This is a genomic window from Peribacillus sp. N1, assembly GCF_054600815.1.
In genome coordinates, this window is record NZ_BAAHZO010000004.1 from 156,004 (window position 1) to 175,329 (window position 19,326).

Consider the following 19,326-nt stretch of genomic DNA (forward strand, 5'->3'; position numbering starts at 1 on the left):
GGATCCCTTAGGACCCGTCCTTTTTTTGATTAGAATGTGAATTTCTTTATTTCTTTGTGCATTTCCTGGGATAGGGCATCCAATTCACTAGCCAGGGCATTTAATTGTTCCATGGAAGCATTCGTTTGTTCCACGGAAGCAGATACTTCTTCAGTTCCCGCTGCAGTTTCCTGACTGATCGAATTTAATTTTTCTGCATTGCCCGCCATCCGTGTGACCTCGTTTACCATATCGTTCATCATCTTTTTGATTTCGTCAAAATTGCTGAATGTGTTCGCGATGATGGATGCAATGTGACTGAAGGCATTTTCCGTATCCGTTACAGAAGTATCCTGAAGATGGATTTTTTGATTGACTTGATCAATCAAATGAACGGTATTGGTTGTATCGGTTTGCATGGCTTGAATGATTTGAGAGATTTCTTTCAGTGAGTTTTCCGTCTGTTCGGCCAATTTCTTCACTTCATCGGCAACGACTGCAAACCCTTTTCCGTGTTCACCAGCCCTGGCTGCTTCGATGGCAGCATTCAGGGCGAGTAAATTCGTTTGTCCTGCAATCCCGCTTATGGTTTTTACGATCGCACTAATATCATTGGATCGTGCATCCAATGATTTGACTGCCGTACTCATCTTATTGGATATCATGGACGTCTCATTGAATTGTTGTTTCAGGCCTTGTACTTGAGTGATTCCGTTTTCGGAAGCCTTGAACATATTTTCGGATTCCGTGGCCATTTTGCCCGTTTGCGCCTCAAGATCATTGATTTTGTCAGCCAATAGCTTTACGGCCATTTCGTTATTCTGCCCGACTTCGATTTGGTCTATGGCACCGGTTGCTATTTGTTCCATCGTCATGGCCACCTCGTTAGCTGCCGCTGAATTTTCATCGGCACTAGCCACTAGCGTCATGGAGGAATCCGATACTTTATCGGAAAGGTTGTTGACAACTCCTAACATATGACTCATATTCCTCGTCATTAAGCTGGTGTCTTCTGCAAGTTGGCCTATCTCATCTTTTCTGGAAATGGAATTCCTGGATGTGAAATCGCCGTTAGCCATTTTTCTTATGGATTCCTGCAGCTTTTTAATGGGATTTGTTAAAGAACGGGTGATGAAGATGGCAGATAGTGCAGTGACGGTAAAGACAATCAAAAGTGTGATGATATTATCGATTATCATCGGGCTTGCCCGGACTTTCACCTCATTTTCCTCCATTACCCCTGCTATTCTCCATCCAGTGGTAGGATTTGTGGCGTATCCGACGATCCGGCTTTGCCCTTCAAATTCCTCGATCATTGATCCGGATTCACCTTTCATTTTTTTGAAAATATTTTCCTTTGATATATCCTGTTGAATTTTTTTCTTGTCTGGATGTGTAACGAATGACCCTTTCTGATCCAGCAAAACTGTATATCCCGTTTCGCCGAATTTCGTTTTATTGACCATCGTGATCAATGTATCGATCGAGATGTCGACACCGAGCACGCCTATTAATTCATCACGATCATCATATATGGCTTTTGCTGCCGTAATGACAAGCTCATTCGTAGCCTGATCGGTATAAGGTTCCGTCCAAATGGTCTTGTTTTTTTGTTTTAATGCGGATTGATACCAATCCCTCTGTCTTGGGTCGTAGTCAGCCGGCAATTCAGTTTCTGGGAATATAAATGCTTTTCCATCCTTCTCTGTGCCGAGATATATACCATTTATTTCAGAGTTACTGGTTTGCGTATAAGAAAATTCATCCATTATGGATTCGAGGTACTTATCATAAGAAATCATGATAGGATATTTACTGATTCTATCCAATTGATTTTCCGTTTTTTGAAAGAAGCTCTCGAAAGAATCGTTCATTGACTTGACTTGTTCTTCCGTCGTTCCGGTAAGTTCCTGGGTCGTCAACTCGATACTATTTTTATAGCTCATGTAAGAAATGACCATTCCGCTTATCATGATCAAAGCTAAAAAGGGAATCAATATTTGTTTTTTTAGTGAATTAAAATACCAGTCTGTCAGTCTTCTCATTTGGAAAAACCTCCTTCTTATAAACTTCTAATTAATTTTGGCTTCTATTTGATATTTCGGTCTTCTTTCGCGTTTTTGAAGTGATTAAGTTAGAAAATTCCAATATTAATTTTGTCATGAAGTGCAAAGGTGGGAAGGGAGTGGGATATAGAGGATAAAAAAAGAGTTGACTGCCGTCGTCAACTCTTTCATTTCAATGATTACTATTCGACTTGGATATTTTTTGTCCTGTCCATATACCATGTGTAAAACTCGTCTGCGTATTCAACGGATACATCTTGGAGCTTTGTATGGTGTACAGGCTTGGAGCGGTTGATCGTTTCAATTGTGGCAAGCCCGAAAAGCTTTTGCAGCTTCGAACGTTCCACCTCAATTTGAATGACCTTGCTCCTTTTGGTTATGAATAGTGATGTTTCCAAACTTCCGGCTTTGAACTGAATGAACTCATCATTTATTAAGTAACGGCTATTTTTGTAATCCATTATTCTCAATGTATAAATGAGAACGAGTAGAATCAGTGAGATATACCATAGGGAGACGTTGAAATAATAGATTGCCAATGTTGTGAAAATCCAGAAAAAGCTGGGCCGCAGCATTCGGATTTTGAAGGCCTGTTTCGATAGTGACTTCATTGATCGTTCCACTTTATAAGCGGGTAAAATCTCTTCTACCATCCCATATGCCCGTTCAATTGATAAAAAAGGATAGAGGGTGTTCGTTTCCAGCTCTTCATCACCGGTGCTTCCTGCACTGATCAGTTTCACTTCTGCCAACCCTAGCAATCTTTTAATGATTGATTGGGTGATTTCGACTGCTTGTACTTTTTCTTTCCGAATGGAAAAGGCAGATTCGTCCAGTACGCCTTTCTTGATATATATGCGCTCATGATCGGATGAAATTTCATATTTTCCATATTTAACGAATGTGGAAACGATTCCGAAGGCAACGGCGACACATATGAGGCCTGCAAAAACGATGGTAATGATCCACCATGAATCCAATAACTTGGCAAGAAACCCTTCGGCATTCTCCAAATCGATAAAATCATCGAGTGTATTATATAAAGTAGCCAATATCGGGATAAGAGCCAGGAAGCTGAGTGATGTAAAGGAAGCTTTCAGCACATCTTGTTTGCTTGGCGTGAAATGAATCGTTTTTTCATTGGCTGGTTCCATATCCTCAGCAATTCGTTCTTCGGGAATATCCGCTTCGTTAACCGGAAGTTCCTGTTTTGAAGCATATTCCCCCTCAAGCCGTTCGGCCTCTTTTCGGGAAATCATCTCGAAAGGTACACTACCCTGATCACCTGTCATCCCCGTTTCGAATGTTAAAGAGGTCAATCTGAAAATCTTATGAAATAACGTCGTGCGTTGCTGGACATTCTGAACCTTATGAAGCGGGACAGTTCGATACGATTTTGAGACAAGCCCTGAAGTAATATATAAGGTACCTTCTTTGATTTGGTATTTGTATGTATACCATTTAAGGATGACAGAAATGACTTTCCAAACCAGATAAACTAGAAAGCTGATTTGGAGTACCTTCATATACATCTTTTCAGAACCGAAATTCAAGACATAAAGCATGATTATGAAAAATACATTTCCTTTCAGCAATTTCCAAAATTCGAAAGGGATTTTGATAGGGTGTAATCGTTTTGCTTGTTCTTCCATCATTAATCCACTTCCTTAATTTTCGCGAAATGGGCAATTTTATCTCGTAATTCATACGCTTCCTTCTCGGGGATGGCTGGTATGTCATGAGAGTCGCCCATTGTTCCGATGCTTAGGGAATAAAGGTTGTATTTTCGCAAAAACGGTCCTTGGTTCAATTTGACGGATTGAACCTTCGTCATCGGAATGAGTTCATGCGTTTCACTCCAGGCTCCACGCTTTGTTTGAATGAATTCTTCGTTCACGTCGTAACGCCAATACTTTTGCAACAGTATCGGTTCAATGAAGATGGACCAGATAGCATGGATAAAAGATAATACGATAAGTCCGTTTAAAATCCATCCAATCCATTCTTTCCAAGTGAAATAATCATCAACAAATAATAGGATGCCAAGGACGGCGAGGATAATGAGATTGGTAATGGCTTCGGTCATCCGCCACACCTTCACTGATTCTTTGGATATTTTCTTCGTTGGTGGCTGTATCTTGGAATACATATATTCACTCCTTACTATGTCTTTATACTTATACGGATTATCTTGCAAAAAAGTTCCCTATTATAGGTACATGTATAGAAATTAGCAGCCGCATACCATGGAGTGGCGGCCGAATAATCCTGCAGTTTCCCGAGTATGTATAAATAAGGAGTTTTCTAGTGGATCTTTTCTTTTTATATGATCGAAAAATGGACAAGATAGAAGTGGTGAGTTTCTAGAGTGGGAGTGATAGGTTTGACGTATAAAAGGAAGGTGAGTTTTATATTCTTCCTGTTTTTGATTTGTTTTTTTAATGGAGAATCGATGCAGGCTGCGAATGATGATGGAAACCTAGGGCAGGAAATTCAAAGAATATTGGAGCATTCGCCAGGACTGGATGGGGCGTTGACGGGAATTTCCATCCGTTCAGCTGAAACGGGGGAAGTGATTTATGAACGGGGGTCGCAAACGAGATTGCGGCCTGCTTCGAACCTTAAGCTTTTGACTGCAGCAGCTGCGCTGGAAACTTTAGGGGAAGATCATGTTTTTCAAACGGAACTATACATAAAAGGAGTGCAGGTTGGCCATGTTCTGCAGGGCAATGTATATCTGAAGGGAAAAGGAGATCCCACATTATTGGAAAAGGATTTTGATGAGCTGGCAGCTTCACTGAAGCACAGGCAAGTTAAGTTCGTTCACGGGGATCTTATAGGCGATGATTCTTGGTATGATGATGTTCGTTATTCCCAAGACTTAGTTTGGAGCGATGAACAGGAATATTACGGTGCAGCCGTTTCGGCTTTAACCGCTTCCCCGAATGAAGATTACGATACCGGTACCATCATCGTGGAAATGACCCCAGCGGAAAAGGCTGGGAAGAGGGCAACGGTGAAGCTGGAGCCTGAAACCGATTACGTGAAGGTCATCAACAAAACGAAAACTGTATCGGATGACGCTAATAACAAAATTGAAGTTGAACGGTCTCATGGCACACAAGTCATTACGGTGACCGGTACCATTCCGGAAGATGCCGGGGTGACCAAAGAGTGGATTTCTGTGGAAGATCCCACAGAATATGCGCTGAGCCTATTTGAAAAATCAATGAAGAAACATGGAATTAAAGTGTTGGGAAAAAGGAAAAAAGGGAAAACGCCAGTAGGAGCGGACATGATTGCCACTCATCAGTCCATGCCGCTTTCACAGCTGCTTATTCCTTTCATGAAATTGAGCAATAACAGCCATGCCGAGGTTTTGGTAAAGGAAATGGGCAAAGAGGCAGAAGGGGAGGGAAGCTGGAAGGATGGTTTGAAGGTTACTCAAAATCAGCTGAAGAGTATGGGTCTAGATATGCAAACAATCATGATGCGTGATGGATCTGGAATTTCCCAAGTCAATATGATTCCAGCGAATGAAATAACGAAGCTGCTGTATGCCGTTCAGGAAAAAACGTGGTTTCCTGCTTACTTGAATGCTCTACCGATTGCAGGCAACGAAAATCGGATGGTGGGCGGTACGCTTAGAAAGAGGATGAAAGGGACACTTGCAGCCGGGAATGTTCGGGCGAAAACAGGGACGATTTCAGGAACGAGCTCCTTATCAGGTTATGTGACGACCAAAAGAGGGGAAAAAATCATATTTTCAATCATCTTGAATAATTTTATCGAAGAAAAAGGTATTACGGCAATTCAGGATAAGATAGCCGTAATGCTCGCAGAACAGGAAAACCTATTGGAAAGCGGCCATTAATATTCATGGAAAGCTAAGTTGAAGTTCAGGATATGCGGGAAAAAGGTCGGCTTCAGCCTAATCATTTTTATACCAAGACTGTTAGTGAAACGTCTGTAATCCAAGAGGAGTATACCTGTCCAGCTTACTTCTGTTCGAAGAACCTTAAACGTTTTTTTAGTGATGGACCAAATCTATTTTTTGTTTGAAACTAATAACAGTACCTTCATCTTAGTTTTTTCATTTTATCCCCTCAAGGAAGGAATTTAAGGGAGGATGAATAGAAATAAGTAGTATAGGGGGAATGCTTATGAACTTTCCAACACTTAATGGACCGTATACGATTAGCAGTCTTATAACTAAAATTCATGAAATTTCCAAAGAACGATCTCTCTATATATTGGCCATAGATGGCCGGGGCGGGTCTGGAAAAAGTACACTCGCTGCCTGTATCCAAGCAGAATGTCCGGGCAGCGCGGTCGTACATATGGATGACTTTTATTTGCCATCATCGGATAGGGTTCAACTGCCTCCATCCCAAAAGCCGATTGGAGCGGATTATGATTGGGAACGTGTTTGTAACCAAATCCTGAAACCGCTTACGGAGGGAGGAGAAGGAAGGTATCAAAGGTATGATTGGGAAAAGGACACTATGGCCGAATGGCATGAGGTTCCTGCTGGGGGCCTTGTCATAATAGAAGGAACGTATTCTATCCGTAATGAATTGGCAGGGTACCATGATTTCACGATTTGGGTGGAATGTCCACGTGATCAGCGTTTGAAACGTGGCCTTGAGCGGGATGGTGAAGATGCTCGTCAAATGTGGGAGGATAATTGGATGGTTCATGAAGATCTCTATGTGGGTGCCCAAAGGCCTCAAGAAAGAGCGAATCTTGTTGTGGACGGAACGAGATGAATCCGGGGATATTTTAATTGTAAGGGTTTACCTATAAAATAGATTGTATGTTTAGATAAATTTCTGGGGAGCCGGAAACAGGGGGGAAACTATGTTTACTAATGAAGAACAAGCTGCCGTATATAAAGCCATTTATAACCGTAGGGATATCAGGAGTTTTTTGCCAAAGCCAATTGCAAAGGATATACTCCGGAGAATTTTGGATGCTGCACATCATGCGCCGTCTGTAGGATTCATGCAACCTTGGAGTTTCATCGTGATTTCGTCTCAGGAAACCAAGAACAGTTTGGCATGGGCAGCGGATAAAGAAAGAAGGGCACTCGCTATTCATTATGAAGGAGGTAAAGAAAATAAGTTTCTTAGTTTGAAAGTGGAAGGGTTAAAAGAAGCACCATACACCATTTGTGTTACATGCGACCCGACACGGGGCGGCTCCCATGTTTTAGGGAGAAACTCCATTCCGGAAACCGATATTCTATCCACAGCCTGCGCAATTCAAAATATGTGGCTGGCTGCCTGTGCGGAAGGATTGGCAATGGGGTGGGTAAGCTTTTATAAGAAAAATGATATTCGTGATATTTTGGAGATTCCGCCGCATGTAGAACCCGTTGCACTCCTGTCGATTGGCTATACGGATCAATATCCGGATAAGCCCATTCTTGAACTTGCTAATTGGGAAAAAAGAAGGCCGATGGATGAACTTATTTTCGAGGATAAATGGGGTAATAAATAAAACGATATATTAAGATTCCAAAACTTTTTATTAAGCCCTGGTTCAGGGCTTTTTGGTTGTGATGAAGACATAAAAGACTCTTACGAAAGATACATCTTTTGTAAGAGTCTTTTTAAGTTAAAACCTGCGCCGTTTTGAAGATCCCGGTATACCGAGATCTTCACGGTATTTTGCAATAGTACGACGGGAGATCTTCGTTCCTTCATTTTCGAATATTTGACAAAGTTTCTGATCTGAAAAAGGCCTTATCTTATCTTCATCGGCAATCAATACCTTTATTTTTTCTTTGATGGTGGTCGTTGATTCGGTTGCTTGGCTGTTCACGCGGTGTAACCCTCTAGTAAAGAAGTTCCTTAGTTTAAAGAGGCCATGCGGCGTCTGGATATATTTATTGCTCGTCGCCCTGCTGATCGTTGATTCATGAAGCTGAAGTTTTTCCGAAATGTCTTTCAGTGTCATAGGTTTTAATCCAGTAATTCCCTTCATGAAAAACTCTCGCTGTTCGTCCACGATTGATGCTGTCACTTTATAAAGTGTCATTTGCCTTTGCTCAAGCCCTTTTAAAAGTAATTGGGCATCATTTATGTGCCCCTTTATATAATCTTTAGCTGGATTAACTGAATTCATAGCAACGTGGTTCTTGTAGAAAGGATTGATGGAAAGTTTAGGCATGCAGCTATTGTTGACCGTTATCAGAAAACCTTCTTTATCTATTTCCACGTAAACATCCGGAACTATGTAATGAGTCATATCATTGGAAAAGTGACTGACTGGACGCGGGTTTAACGTACGGATGAAATCCGAGGCCTCTTGTACTTCCTGAACGGTCACCTGGTAAAGACCGGCAATTTTCCTGTAGCGTTTTTCTGCTAAATCCGTTAAATGCTTTTTAACGATCTTATACGCCAATTCATTGTAATCCTCATGCTCACGCAGCTGAATGAGTAAACAGTCGGTCAGATCTTTAGCCCCGACTCCAATGGGGTCAAGGGACTGCAATACTTGAATCATATTTTCGATTTCTTCCACGGACACGGAAAAATGAGAGGCAGCCCAATTGGCATCCAATTCAAGAAATCCATATTCATTTAAGTTCCCAATCAAGAATTGGAGAATTCTCTTTTCAAATGCTTTCAATGAACTTAGTAAACTCAATTGTTCCAGTAAATGGCTTTCCAGTGTTTCTGTGTTGATTGAATAATTATTGATAGGGTTGTAATCATTGTCTCCGTTAAAACTTTTACTTTTATAGGACCGTATCTGAGAATTTATTTTATGTGTATGAATGCTAGATTCAGAAAATGATGCGAGGGGTTCTTTAAAGCCAATTTCGAGAACGGGATTTTCGTAAGCCTGTCGGTTCAGGAAATCTATCAGTTCATGGGAGGAATATTGAAGGATATTGATTGATTGCTGTAATTCAGGTGTTAATGACAATTTCAATGTTTGTTTTTGATACATTTCAAATCCTACCTGCATATATATCAACTTCTTTCGTTTAGATTAACATAGCGGTTCAAAAGGAATGAAAAAATATTAACATGATAATAATACAAATCTTCCGAAAATTCAACATTTTGTGTCAGGTTTTGTAACATCAATTAGAAAATAAAGAGGGGGATTCAAAAATTTGTGTAAATTAAGATTTAATTTAATGAATGGGAGTCGAGTGATTCAAATTCGAATCAAATGATTTGTATATGAATTAACACACGCTCCTAATGATTCACTTATGAATCATATTAACTTGAATACCTTTAATATAAGGCCCATATAATTTGGCATGCATCTTGCTATATCTATATATATAAATATAAAAAATAAACTAGCTTGAAAAAAATCCATACATGAGAAGGGTGTTTTTTACATGATTAAAGAGACTACGGGTATTCAGGAATTAATCGATTTGGATAAAAAGCATTTTATCCATCCGACTACGTCAATTGAGCAACAGCAGGCAGATGGTCCAAGTTTCATCTTTAAGGAAGGAAAGGGAATATATCTTACGGATGTAACGGGCAGGACTGTCATTGATGGCATGGCTTCACTTTGGAATGTGAATATTGGACATGGACAAGAAGAGATGGCTGATGTCGCAAAGGAACAAATGGCGAAGTTAGCTTTCACCTCAAGTTTCGCCACTTTCAGCAATGAGCCGGCAATCCGTTTAGCGGCCAAAATCGCTTCCATCGCTCCTGGGGATTTGAATGCAGTTTTCTTCACTTCAGGTGGATCGGAGTCGAATGATACGGCAATCAAGCTAGCACGACATTACTGGCTTTTGAAAGGGCAGCCTAACCGTCAAAAAATCATTTCCCGCTCGAAATCCTATCATGGAGTGGCAATGGGAGCCACAAGTGCGACTGGCCTGAAGCCGTTCCGAGACTTCACGAATTCAATCGCACCGGATTTTTACCATGTGGACGGTTCTTCCATTGAGGAGTTGCGTAAGGTCATAGAACAGGAAGGACCGGAAACGATTGCGGCATTTATCGCTGAACCGATTCAAGGGGCCGGCGGCGTGAACCTTCCTCCTGAAGGCTATTTTAAAGAAGTAAGGGAGATTTGTAATGAATACGGCATTTTAATGGTGACGGATGAAGTCATTACAGGTTTCGGAAGAACAGGGACTTATTTTGGGATTGAACACTTTGGTGTTGTACCTGATATGATGTGCTTTGCAAAAGGTGTGACAAGCGGATATGCACAGTTAGGCGGGGTCGTCCTGAATGATAAGATGCATCAGGATTTCATTGCCCTTTCAAAAGGCACGCTTTTACACGGCTACACATACAGTGGCCATCCTATGGCTTGTGCGGTTGCTTTGAAAAATATTGAAATAATTGAACGTGAAAACCTGATAGAAAACTCGAAACAGCGTGGTGAAGAGTTGCTTGCCGGCTTTAAGAAGCTTCAAAGCAAACATCCGATTATTGGTGATGTCAGGGCACTTGGATTAATTGGAGGCATCTCCATCGTAAAGGACAAACAAACAGGCGAAGGCTTTGAGACTCAGCTTGCTCCAAGGTTGGTTGCTGAAGCGGCGAAGAATGGTTTGATTTGCCGGTCTGTTACGTTTGATCAAGATACACTCGTATTCGCACCTCCTTTAATCATTACTAAATCGGAAGTCGAAAGAATAATTGAAATCCTTGATGAGACATTTACTGCTGTCGAAAAAGAAATTTTATAAGAGGTGAAAGTGATGGTCATGACGGAAACGCTGAAAAAGAAATTATTCATTAATGGTAAATGGCAAGAAGCTGAAAATTTCACGACACTAAAGTCTCCCTATAGCGGGGAAGTTCTAGCGGAGATTCCTTCGGCAAGCCTTGAAGATGTCGAGTTGGCAATAGAATCAGCCTATCAAGCTAGAAAATCAATGGCAGCTTTACCTAGTCATAAACGTGCTGCCATACTTGAAAAGCTTGCGAGCCTTTTGGAAAGCCGCAAAGATGAGGCAGCTGAAATAATTGCTAAAGAGGCAGCGAAACCGATTAAAACGGCAATGGTTGAAGTATCCCGGACGATTGCCACATATAAATTTGCAGCAGAGGAAGCAAAACGGATTCATGGAGAAACATTGACGATGGATGCTACAGCTGACGGAGAAGGAAGAATAGGATACACAGTCCGTGAGCCTCTAGGTGTCGTAGGTGCGATTACGCCTTTTAATTTTCCGATGAACCTGGTTGCCCATAAAGTAGGCCCGGCGATTGCTGCCGGAAATACACTTGTCCTGAAACCTGCGAGCCAAACACCGCTATCTTCGCTATTTCTTGCTGAACTATTAGCTGAAACGGATTTGCCGGCAGGTGCGTTTAATTTAGTTACCGGAAGCGGCTCGGTAATCGGTGATAAATTAGTCACAGATTCACGGGTAAAGAGCATTTCGTTTACAGGAAGTCCGGCTGTCGGAATCGGGATCCGCAATAAGGCCGGGTTAAAGAAAGTGAGTCTTGAACTAGGTTCGAATGCGGCTGTCATCGTTGATAAAGGGATCAATATCGATAAAATCATCCAACGCTGTGTATCCGCAGCATTCGCTTTTCAAGGGCAGGTCTGTATTTCCTTACAGCGTGCATATGTTCATGAAGAGGTATATGATGAGTTCGTCAAAAAATTCACAGAAGCAACGAATGGCTTGAAACTTGGAGATTCTTTGGACCCGTCGGTGGATATTTCGGCATTGATCAGCGCTGGCGATGTACAGCGAAGCCTGGATTGGATCGCTGAAGCTAAACAACACGGTGCGATTGTTGCAGCAGGAGGCAAATCTGAAGGAAATATCCTGCATCCAACTGTGTTGCTGGAAGTGGATGCAATGCTAAAGGTATCTTGTCAGGAAGTCTTCGCTCCAATTGTTTTGATCAATAAGGTTTCTTCCGTTGAGGAAGCGATTGACTTGGTCAATGATTCCGAATTCGGATTGCAGGCCGGGATTTACACAGAAAATATCAATCTGGCTCTTTCTGCCGCAGAAAAATTGGAAGTCGGCGGTGTTATCATTAATGATATCCCAACTTACCGTGTCGACAACATGCCATATGGCGGAGTCAAAAAAAGCGGAACTGGCCGCGAAGGGCTGAAATATGCAATTGAAGAAATGACGGAAATGAAATTGGTCATTATTAACCGGAATTAATCAGAAAAGAGGTGAGCAGCTGCTCATCTCTTTTTTCTATAATCTTGAAAGAGTTTGGCCTATAAGTTATGCAAAAATGAATAGTTAATTCAGCACTGAATTTAAATGAGACAGGAAAGGGCAAAAAACCGTGAGTTACCTAATATTTCAAACTGGCATGAATCTTGCTCATATCTAATATATAGATAGATAACTTAAAACCGAGGAGGAAATTACATGCAGGAAACTTTGCAAAATAACAAGAAAAAAGAAGGAACGGGAGCACTGGACTTAAAGATGTTCATCAATGGGGAATGGGTGAATTCGACTTCAGGTGAGAAGAGGGATGTATTGAATCCGGCTACAGGTGAAGTTATTGCCAAAGCTGCGGAAGGAACACAGGAAGATGTGGATGCAGCGGTCGAGGCAGCAAAATATGCTTTCTATGAAGGTGGTTGGTGGGGAACTCCTGCAGTGGAAAGAGCTCGCATTTTATTCAAAATAGCCGACAAAATAGAAGAAAAAGCTGAAGAACTAGCTGCGTTGGAAACATTGGATAATGGGAAACCGCTGCGTGAGGCTCGTTTTGATATTGCTGATTCTGCAGCCTGTTTTAGATATTATGCAGGATTGGCTACAAAACCGACAGGTCAGACTTTTGAGGTTCCTGACGGCCAGCAAGCGATGGTCGTTAGGGAACCGATCGGTGTATGCGGGCAGATCGTTCCATGGAATTTCCCTCTAATGATGTCAGCCTGGAAACTGGCTCCGGCGCTTGCAGCAGGAAATTCCGTTGTATTCAAACCATCTGAGATCACTCCGGTGACAGCGGTCAAACTATTTGAAATCATGGATGAGGTCGGATTGCCAAAGGGTGTCGCAAACCTTGTTTTGGGAGCGGGTCCAGTTGTCGGACAAGCCATTGCCGAACATGACGAAATCGACAAAGTAGCCTTTACAGGAGGAACGGCAACAGGTCGTAAGATCATGGAGGCTTCACTGGGTAACCTAAAGAAAGTGACATTGGAGCTCGGCGGGAAATCGCCTAATATCGTATTTGCGGACTCTGACTTTGAGACTGCCGTTGATTATGCTCTATACGGGATTTTCTGTAATCAAGGACAAGTGTGCTCAGCAGGCTCCCGTTTACTATTGGAAGAGTCCATTTACGATCAATTCATTGCAAGTCTTACTGCGAAGGCGAAAAAGATCAAAGTAGGTTCAGGTTCTGATGAAAACAGCCAGATGGGACCTATCGTTTCAGAAGCCCATATGAACAAAATATTATCGTATATCCAAATCGGAAAAGAAGAAGGTGCCAAATTAATCGTCGGTGGAAATCGAATTAAAGAAGAAGGCATGGATAAAGGTTACTTTGTCGAACCTACTATTTTTGTTGATACGACACCGGACATGCGGATTGTGCAGGAAGAAATATTTGGGCCGGTACTTGTCGTTCAAAAATTCAAGGATGAAGCGGAAGCTCTTCGACTTGCCAATGATACGAAATACGGCTTAGCGGGAGCGGTGTTCACGAATGATATCGCAAAAGCATACCGTGTCATTAAAAAAGTGCGTGCAGGCATCACGTGGATTAACTCATATCACCCAACTTATAACGAAGCTCCTTGGGGAGGGTTCAAGCAAAGCGGAAATGGACGCGAACTGGGAACTTTCGGTTACGAAGCTTATACGGAAGTGAAGCAAATCAATAACAACTTGGATATCCAGCCAACAGGCTGGTTTGATGAAGAGTAAATAGCTTGACGAAAAGGCTGTTCCTTAGGGAACAGCCTTTTTTGTGGATCGCAGATATATTTCTGAAATCGGAGATATATTCAGGGAATTCGCAGATAAAACTCCGAAATCGCAGATAAAATGCCGGAATCGGAGATAAAACTCCGAAATTGCAGATAAAATGCCGGAATCGGAGATATAACTCCGAAATCGGAGATATAATCCGAAAATCGGAGATATATTTCAAAGAATCGCAGGTATATTCAAAGATTGCTCAAGGTTGATCTACTTTTGTTGGACTTTTTCAAGATCCACCCGTCCTGAGAAGAAAACGGCGCCATTACCCATATCTGCGAGCCGATCTGGGGTAAGGGAATTAATGTGTTGCTTTGTTTCGGGAGTATTCTGCCACAAGCCTTGGCTGACAAGAACGCCTGGTAACACATTTTCACCAGGAGCAGCGGTAAGCAAACATTCACCGCGATCGTTCCAGATTTTAACGATATCTCCGGGTGCTATCCCCATTGTTTTGGCATCAGCGGCATTCATGTGCAGTTTTGGTTCCTTTTCCATGGAGATATGTTTGGCATTATTAGAAAAGGTTGAATTCAAGAAATTGTGATTAGGTGCCGGTATGAATAAAAATGGCAGGTCGCTGTCTTTAATGATGGGCGTATATGTTGGCAAAGGCTCGTATCCATCCCGCTTCATCCTTTCGGAATAAAGTTCGATTTTACCGCTTGGTGTCGGGAGTTTGCCTGGGAACATCGGCCGCATTTTGGCTTTGAGAAATTGATTCCTCGAAAGGGAGTCATAGGTGATGCCTTCCAAATGCGGGTTGTCGGGAAAATCCAGCGCCTGCCGTATCATATCTTCCTCTGAATCTCTAAATGCTTGTTCCTCAAATCCCATTCCAACAGCCAACAGTTTGAACAATTCAACATTCGATTTAGATTCGCCATATTTTTCGACTACAGGTTTTTGTATTTGGACGTAATTATGCCAGTATGAATTATAAAAATCCTCCGTTTCATAAGATGACGTGGCAGGAAGGACGATGTCGGCAAACATGGCCGTTTCGGTTAAGAATAGGTCATGGACCACTGTGAAAAGATCTTCCCGCATTAGACCTTCCTGTACCTTATTTGCATTTGGAGCGACAAGTGCTGGATTGGAGCCGTAAACAAACATGGAGCGAATCGGGTTTTCTTTTTCCAGAAGAGCTTGCCCGATTTGGTTCATATTAATGGTCCGGGTAGCTTTATTTTGCAATAAATCCGGACGTCTTAAGGCATTTGTATTAAACGCGAGATATCCTGAATTCCCTTTGATGGCTCCGCCGCCTTCCGCCATCCATTGGCCGGTAAGGGCAGGCAGGCAGGCAATGGTGCGTACTGCCATGCCGCCATTGTCATGGTGCTGCAGGCCATTGCCTATCCGGACGAATGATGGACTGGTCGTGCCGTACATCCTGGCTAATTCATATAAGTCATCAATTGGAACTCCAGTGATCGCGGAGACCGTCGCAGGGTCATATTGGCGGACGTGTTCGCGCAATTCAGCAGCACCCACTGTGTATTCATCGAGAAAGGCCTGGTCGACTAGATTCTCGGCATATAGGATATGCATTAATCCGAGGGCGAGCGCACTATCTGTACCAGGCAGAATCGGAATGAACCAATCCGCCCACTTGCCTGTTTGGTTTTTATGTACGTCAATGACCACTACTTTGGCCCCGTTTTTTCGGGCTTGCTGGGCAAGCGTTACTTGGTGCATATTTGTACTCACAGCGTTAATGCCCCACATGACGAAAAGTTTTGTATGAATCGTTTCTTCTGGGTCGGTGCCGAATGAACCACCCATTGTATAGCTGTATCCGACTGAGCCGGCCGCGTTACAAATGGAGCGTTCAAGCATGCTTGCACCGAGCTTGTGGAAAAAACGGCGATCCATTCCTTCAGCGCTAAGGTTGCCCATGTTTCCGTAAAAGCTGTAGGGAAGTATGCTTTCCGGACCATGCATATCGATCAGGTCTTTCCATTTGGAAGTGATTGTGTCAATGGCCACTTCCCAGCTAATTGGAGCGAATTTCCCTTCTCCTTTCGGACCGATGCGCTTTAATGGCTGCTTTAAGCGATTTGGGTCATATAGACGGGCAGTCATGTTGCGGACTTTGTTGCAAATATTCCCTTTTGTGACTGGATGATCAGGGTCTCCTTGAACTTTAATGATTTTCCCATCTTTTTTGTGCAGCAGTAAACCGCATTGATCAGGACAGTCAAGAGAGCAAACAGAGGGAAAGACTCCATCTGGCTGATTGATATAGGATTGCATGGCGTATTCCTCCTTATAATTTAATCTAATAAAATGAATTTTCTTAATTATATTGAAAGTGAAATCGGTGAAAGGTGCAAGAACTTCTTAACATATGTTTTTTTTTCTGATAAGCTTACTAGATGAAAAATTAACCTAGGGGGATTCATTTTTGGATTACGGAATTATAATATCAATTGGAATATACATGGCAGGCATGCTGTTAATTGGTTATTTGGCCTATCGGAAAACGGCAAACTTAACCGATTACATGCTTGGCGGACGGAACTTGGGCCCGGCTGTAACTGCATTGAGTGCAGGTGCTTCCGATATGAGCGGCTGGCTGTTGATGGGTCTTCCGGGTGCAATGTACATAAGCGGATTGAGTGCTGGCTGGATTGTCGTCGGCCTATGTGCAGGGTCTTATTTAAACTGGCTATTCGTGGCACCAAGACTTCGGACATATACGGAATTGGCCGGTAATTCGATTACGATTCCCGACTTCTTGGGAAATCGGTTCAAGGATGGCTCCCGGGTCTTAAAAGTGGTATCGGCATCGGTCATTTTAATTTTCTTCACCTTTTACACATCTTCAGGCATGGTAGCAGGCGGTGAGCTTTTCCGCACGGCTTTCAATTTGGATTACCGGTGGGGCATCTGGCTGACAGCGAGCGTCGTTATTCTTTATACATTATTCGGCGGATTCCTGGCTGTTAGCTGGACGGACTTCGTACAAGGTACGATTATGTTCATAGCCTTAATTCTAGTCCCGGTTGTCACAATTGTAAATATTGGAGGCTGGGATCCCACCTTCAATGAAATAAAATCGATCAATCCGAATTTATTGCATGTTTTTGAAGGAACATCGACCATTGGCATCATATCTCTTCTGGCATGGGGGCTTGGTTATTTCGGGCAGCCTCATATAATCGTTCGATTCATGGCGGTTTCATCTGTTAAAGAATTGAAAAGTGCACGGAGAATCGGTATGGGCTGGATGATTTTTGCCATCGTCGGAGCGATGTTCACCGGGTTGGTGGGGATTGCTTATTTTAACCTGACAAGCAGTCCTTTAGGGGGAAAAAATGCTGAGTCCGTCTTCATCATTTTAGCAAAAGAACTGTTTCCTTCCCTAATTACAGGCTTTTTGTTGGCTGCGATTTTAGCCGCGGTCATGAGTACGATTGCATCTCAGCTGTTAGTATCGGCAAGTGCCCTGACCGATGATTTCTATAAGCAGTTCATTCGGCCGAAAGCATCTGATAAGGAATTAGTGCTGGTAGGTCGGTTTGGTGTATTGGCGATATCTGCCATTGCCTTATTATTGGCGTTTAATCCAAGCGGTACAATCCTTAAATTGGTGGGTTATGCATGGGCAGGTTTCGGAGCGGCATTCGGTCCTGTCATTCTATTAAGCCTATACTGGAAACGGATGACGAAATGGGGAGCCCTGGCGGGAATGATTGTCGGTACAGCAACCGTGATCGTTTGGGATATGATCGATAAGTTCGCTGAAGTATACGAAATCATTCCTGGTTTCATTGCTGGTTCAATAGCGGTGATCGTTTGCAGCTTATTATCGGCCAAGCCTACAAAAGATATAGAAGAAGAATTCAATCAAGCCATTAAAAACCTCTCTTGATCATTGGAGGTCCAGTTAAAATGCTCTGGATTTTTTAGCTATATAAAACAATGATTGCAATATATATGGTACAATATCGATAGAGTCCTTATGTTGAAAACATGAGGGCTTTTTTTGAGTGATTTGGGAATAATAAACCAAAAACAATACAAAGGAAAAAATATGAACCAATCTCATAAAATTGCATGTAAAGTGGCTTTTATATATATAACCATTGGAGTCTTATGGATTGTCGTTACGGATTACATCTCTATGACACAGGCAAGGGCAGATGTTCAGATATATGCAATGTTTCAACATTCCAAAGGTTGGATGTTCATTTTCATAACCGGGCTTTTCCTATACTTCATAATCAGGTATTGGACGGGGAAAATGTTGAGGTCCCAACAGGAATTCATTCTGAAGGATGAACAGTATCGGTCGCTGTTCAAGCATAACCCGGATTGTGTCCTTGAGCTGAATCTCGAAGGAAATGTAGTTTCGCTAAACCCGGAAGCTGAGAAACTGTTGGGGCATAATAGTGACAATTTGAAAGGCAAGAATGCGAATCATCTCCTCAACTGGAATGAAAGTGAAAAAGTATCTGAATTCTTTTTACAGTCCCTTCAAGGGGAGGCTGTTAAATTCGAAACGACCATCCAGAATAGCAGTGATGAAAAACGGATAATCCGTGTGACCTTTTTACCGATCATCGTTCACGCGGAAATGCTAGGGGTATATGCAATCGTTAGGGATATTACTGAATTGCGGCGCGAAGAGGAATTGATGATCATGTCTGAAAAGCTATCTGTTATCGGACATCTGGCTGCCGCCGTCGCACATGAGATAAGGAACCCACTTACATCGTTAAAAGGATTCGTACAGTTAATGGATATGACCCAGGAAGTAAACCCGCAGCATTCCGATATAATGTTGAAGGAAATTGACCGAATCAATATTATCTCAAGCGAACTTTTGGTTCTTGGGAAGAAACAGGATGTCGCATTTCGCAGGATCGATCTTGCCGACTGTTTACAGCAGGTTTTCACGTTGATGAAGGCAGAAACGAATTTGAATAATATCGAAATGGGATTCAGGGTTAAAACTGCCGAACCGATTTATATTATGGCTGATTCAATTGAACTTAAACAGTTGGTAATCAATATCATAAAGAACAGCATTGAAGCGATAAAGGATAATGGCGAAATTGAAATTTCACTGCAAATCATCGATGGACAAGCTGTAGTCAGCGTGAGTGATAATGGCGTGGGAATGGGGCCCGAGCGTCTTGAACGGATTGGTGAGCCTTTTTACTCAACGAAGGAAAAGGGCACAGGGATCGGGCTTGCAATTTGCCGGAAGATCGTTCACCGCCTTCAGGGGGAAATGGATTTTGAAAGTGAGATAAACAAAGGGACGACGGTTACAATTCGCATTCCGTTGGCTACTGGACAAGAATAAATGGTACTATGAAAGATAGGAAA

13 protein-coding genes are annotated in these 19,326 nt (G+C 42.4%); 8 read left to right on the forward strand and 5 right to left on the reverse strand.

The features are described from left to right. Positions 1–29: 29 nt before the first annotated feature. The 3 genes from ACYP5M_RS16615 to ACYP5M_RS16625 all read right to left on the reverse strand — a co-directional run bounded on the left by ACYP5M_RS16615 (position 30) and on the right by ACYP5M_RS16625 (position 4,194). Entirely contained in the window at positions 30–2,024 is a 1,995-nt protein-coding gene (locus ACYP5M_RS16615; RefSeq protein WP_459735285.1) for a methyl-accepting chemotaxis protein, read from the reverse strand. A 203-nt stretch (positions 2,025–2,227) separates the two neighbouring features. Beyond that, the gene (locus ACYP5M_RS16620) at positions 2,228–3,700 is read right to left on the reverse strand and encodes a PH domain-containing protein (RefSeq protein ID WP_459735286.1); all 1,473 of its coding nucleotides are present in this window, start codon (positions 3,698–3,700) and stop codon (positions 2,228–2,230) included. Further along, on the reverse strand, positions 3,700–4,194 hold the full coding sequence (locus tag ACYP5M_RS16625; RefSeq protein WP_434168415.1) for a PH domain-containing protein: 495 nt from the start codon (positions 4,192–4,194) through the stop codon (positions 3,700–3,702). Before ACYP5M_RS16625 ends, ACYP5M_RS16620 begins: the two co-directional genes overlap by 1 nt. 234 nt (positions 4,195–4,428) lie before the next feature. On the opposite strand from ACYP5M_RS16625, the gene dacB reads away from it, so the two are divergent. The 3 genes from dacB (at position 4,429) to bluB (ending at position 7,547) form a co-directional block, all read left to right on the forward strand. After that, on the forward strand, positions 4,429–5,919 hold the full coding sequence (gene dacB / locus ACYP5M_RS16630; RefSeq protein ID WP_459735287.1) for a D-alanyl-D-alanine carboxypeptidase/D-alanyl-D-alanine endopeptidase: 1,491 nt from the start codon (positions 4,429–4,431) through the stop codon (positions 5,917–5,919). Between the two features lie 289 nt (positions 5,920–6,208). Beyond that, the gene (locus ACYP5M_RS16635; protein ID WP_459735288.1) at positions 6,209–6,814 is read left to right on the forward strand and encodes a uridine kinase family protein; all 606 of its coding nucleotides are present in this window, start codon (positions 6,209–6,211) and stop codon (positions 6,812–6,814) included. Between the two features lie 91 nt (positions 6,815–6,905). Next, the gene (gene bluB / locus ACYP5M_RS16640) at positions 6,906–7,547 is read left to right on the forward strand and encodes a 5,6-dimethylbenzimidazole synthase (RefSeq protein WP_101224907.1); all 642 of its coding nucleotides are present in this window, start codon (positions 6,906–6,908) and stop codon (positions 7,545–7,547) included. A gap of 117 nt (positions 7,548–7,664) precedes the next feature. Here the strand turns inward: bluB and rpoN are convergent, their stop codons facing one another. After that, a complete protein-coding gene (gene rpoN, locus ACYP5M_RS16645) occupies positions 7,665–9,008 on the reverse strand; it encodes an RNA polymerase factor sigma-54 (RefSeq protein WP_459735289.1) in 1,344 nt (447 codons plus the stop codon). Positions 9,009–9,414: 406 nt separating this feature from the next. Between rpoN and ACYP5M_RS16650 the strand changes: the two genes are divergently transcribed. The 3 genes from ACYP5M_RS16650 (at position 9,415) to ACYP5M_RS16660 (ending at position 13,929) form a co-directional block, all read left to right on the forward strand. Then, a complete protein-coding gene (locus tag ACYP5M_RS16650) occupies positions 9,415–10,740 on the forward strand; it encodes an aminotransferase family protein (RefSeq protein WP_101224905.1) in 1,326 nt (441 codons plus the stop codon). Positions 10,741–10,758: 18 nt separating this feature from the next. Further along, the gene (locus tag ACYP5M_RS16655; RefSeq protein ID WP_101225038.1) at positions 10,759–12,192 is read left to right on the forward strand and encodes an aldehyde dehydrogenase family protein; all 1,434 of its coding nucleotides are present in this window, start codon (positions 10,759–10,761) and stop codon (positions 12,190–12,192) included. Between the two features lie 216 nt (positions 12,193–12,408). Next, a complete protein-coding gene (locus ACYP5M_RS16660; protein ID WP_434168418.1) occupies positions 12,409–13,929 on the forward strand; it encodes an aldehyde dehydrogenase family protein in 1,521 nt (506 codons plus the stop codon). 264 nt (positions 13,930–14,193) lie between these two features. Here ACYP5M_RS16660 and ACYP5M_RS16665 read toward each other — a convergent pair whose 3' ends face one another. Then, positions 14,194–16,242: a molybdopterin oxidoreductase family protein gene (locus ACYP5M_RS16665; protein WP_459735290.1), complete on the reverse strand. Its 2,049-nt coding sequence runs from the start codon at positions 16,240–16,242 to the stop codon at positions 14,194–14,196. Between the two features lie 151 nt (positions 16,243–16,393). Between ACYP5M_RS16665 and putP the strand changes: the two genes are divergently transcribed. Beyond that, the gene (gene putP, locus ACYP5M_RS16670) at positions 16,394–17,863 is read left to right on the forward strand and encodes a sodium/proline symporter PutP (protein WP_434168420.1); all 1,470 of its coding nucleotides are present in this window, start codon (positions 16,394–16,396) and stop codon (positions 17,861–17,863) included. A gap of 114 nt (positions 17,864–17,977) precedes the next feature. Continuing rightward, the gene (locus tag ACYP5M_RS16675; protein WP_434168421.1) at positions 17,978–19,303 is read left to right on the forward strand and encodes an ATP-binding protein; all 1,326 of its coding nucleotides are present in this window, start codon (positions 17,978–17,980) and stop codon (positions 19,301–19,303) included. The last annotated feature ends 23 nt before the right edge of the window (positions 19,304–19,326 follow it).

What these genes read in the sequence shown, in the direction of transcription:
- ACYP5M_RS16615 (WP_459735285.1), bottom strand. Translation starts at nt 2,024, where the DNA reads ATGAGAAGACTGACAGACTGGTATTTTAATTCACTAAAAAAACAAATA.
- ACYP5M_RS16620 (WP_459735286.1), bottom strand. Translation starts at nt 3,700, where the DNA reads ATGATGGAAGAACAAGCAAAACGATTACACCCTATCAAAATCCCTTTC.
- ACYP5M_RS16625 (WP_434168415.1), bottom strand. Translation starts at nt 4,194, where the DNA reads ATGTATTCCAAGATACAGCCACCAACGAAGAAAATATCCAAAGAATCA.
- ACYP5M_RS16635 (WP_459735288.1), top strand. Translation starts at nt 6,209, where the DNA reads ATGAACTTTCCAACACTTAATGGACCGTATACGATTAGCAGTCTTATA.
- bluB (WP_101224907.1), top strand. Translation starts at nt 6,906, where the DNA reads ATGTTTACTAATGAAGAACAAGCTGCCGTATATAAAGCCATTTATAAC.
- rpoN (WP_459735289.1), bottom strand. Translation starts at nt 9,008, where the DNA reads ATGTATCAAAAACAAACATTGAAATTGTCATTAACACCTGAATTACAG.
- ACYP5M_RS16650 (WP_101224905.1), top strand. Translation starts at nt 9,415, where the DNA reads ATGATTAAAGAGACTACGGGTATTCAGGAATTAATCGATTTGGATAAA.
- ACYP5M_RS16655 (WP_101225038.1), top strand. Translation starts at nt 10,759, where the DNA reads ATGACGGAAACGCTGAAAAAGAAATTATTCATTAATGGTAAATGGCAA.
- ACYP5M_RS16660 (WP_434168418.1), top strand. Translation starts at nt 12,409, where the DNA reads ATGCAGGAAACTTTGCAAAATAACAAGAAAAAAGAAGGAACGGGAGCA.
- ACYP5M_RS16665 (WP_459735290.1), bottom strand. Translation starts at nt 16,242, where the DNA reads ATGCAATCCTATATCAATCAGCCAGATGGAGTCTTTCCCTCTGTTTGC.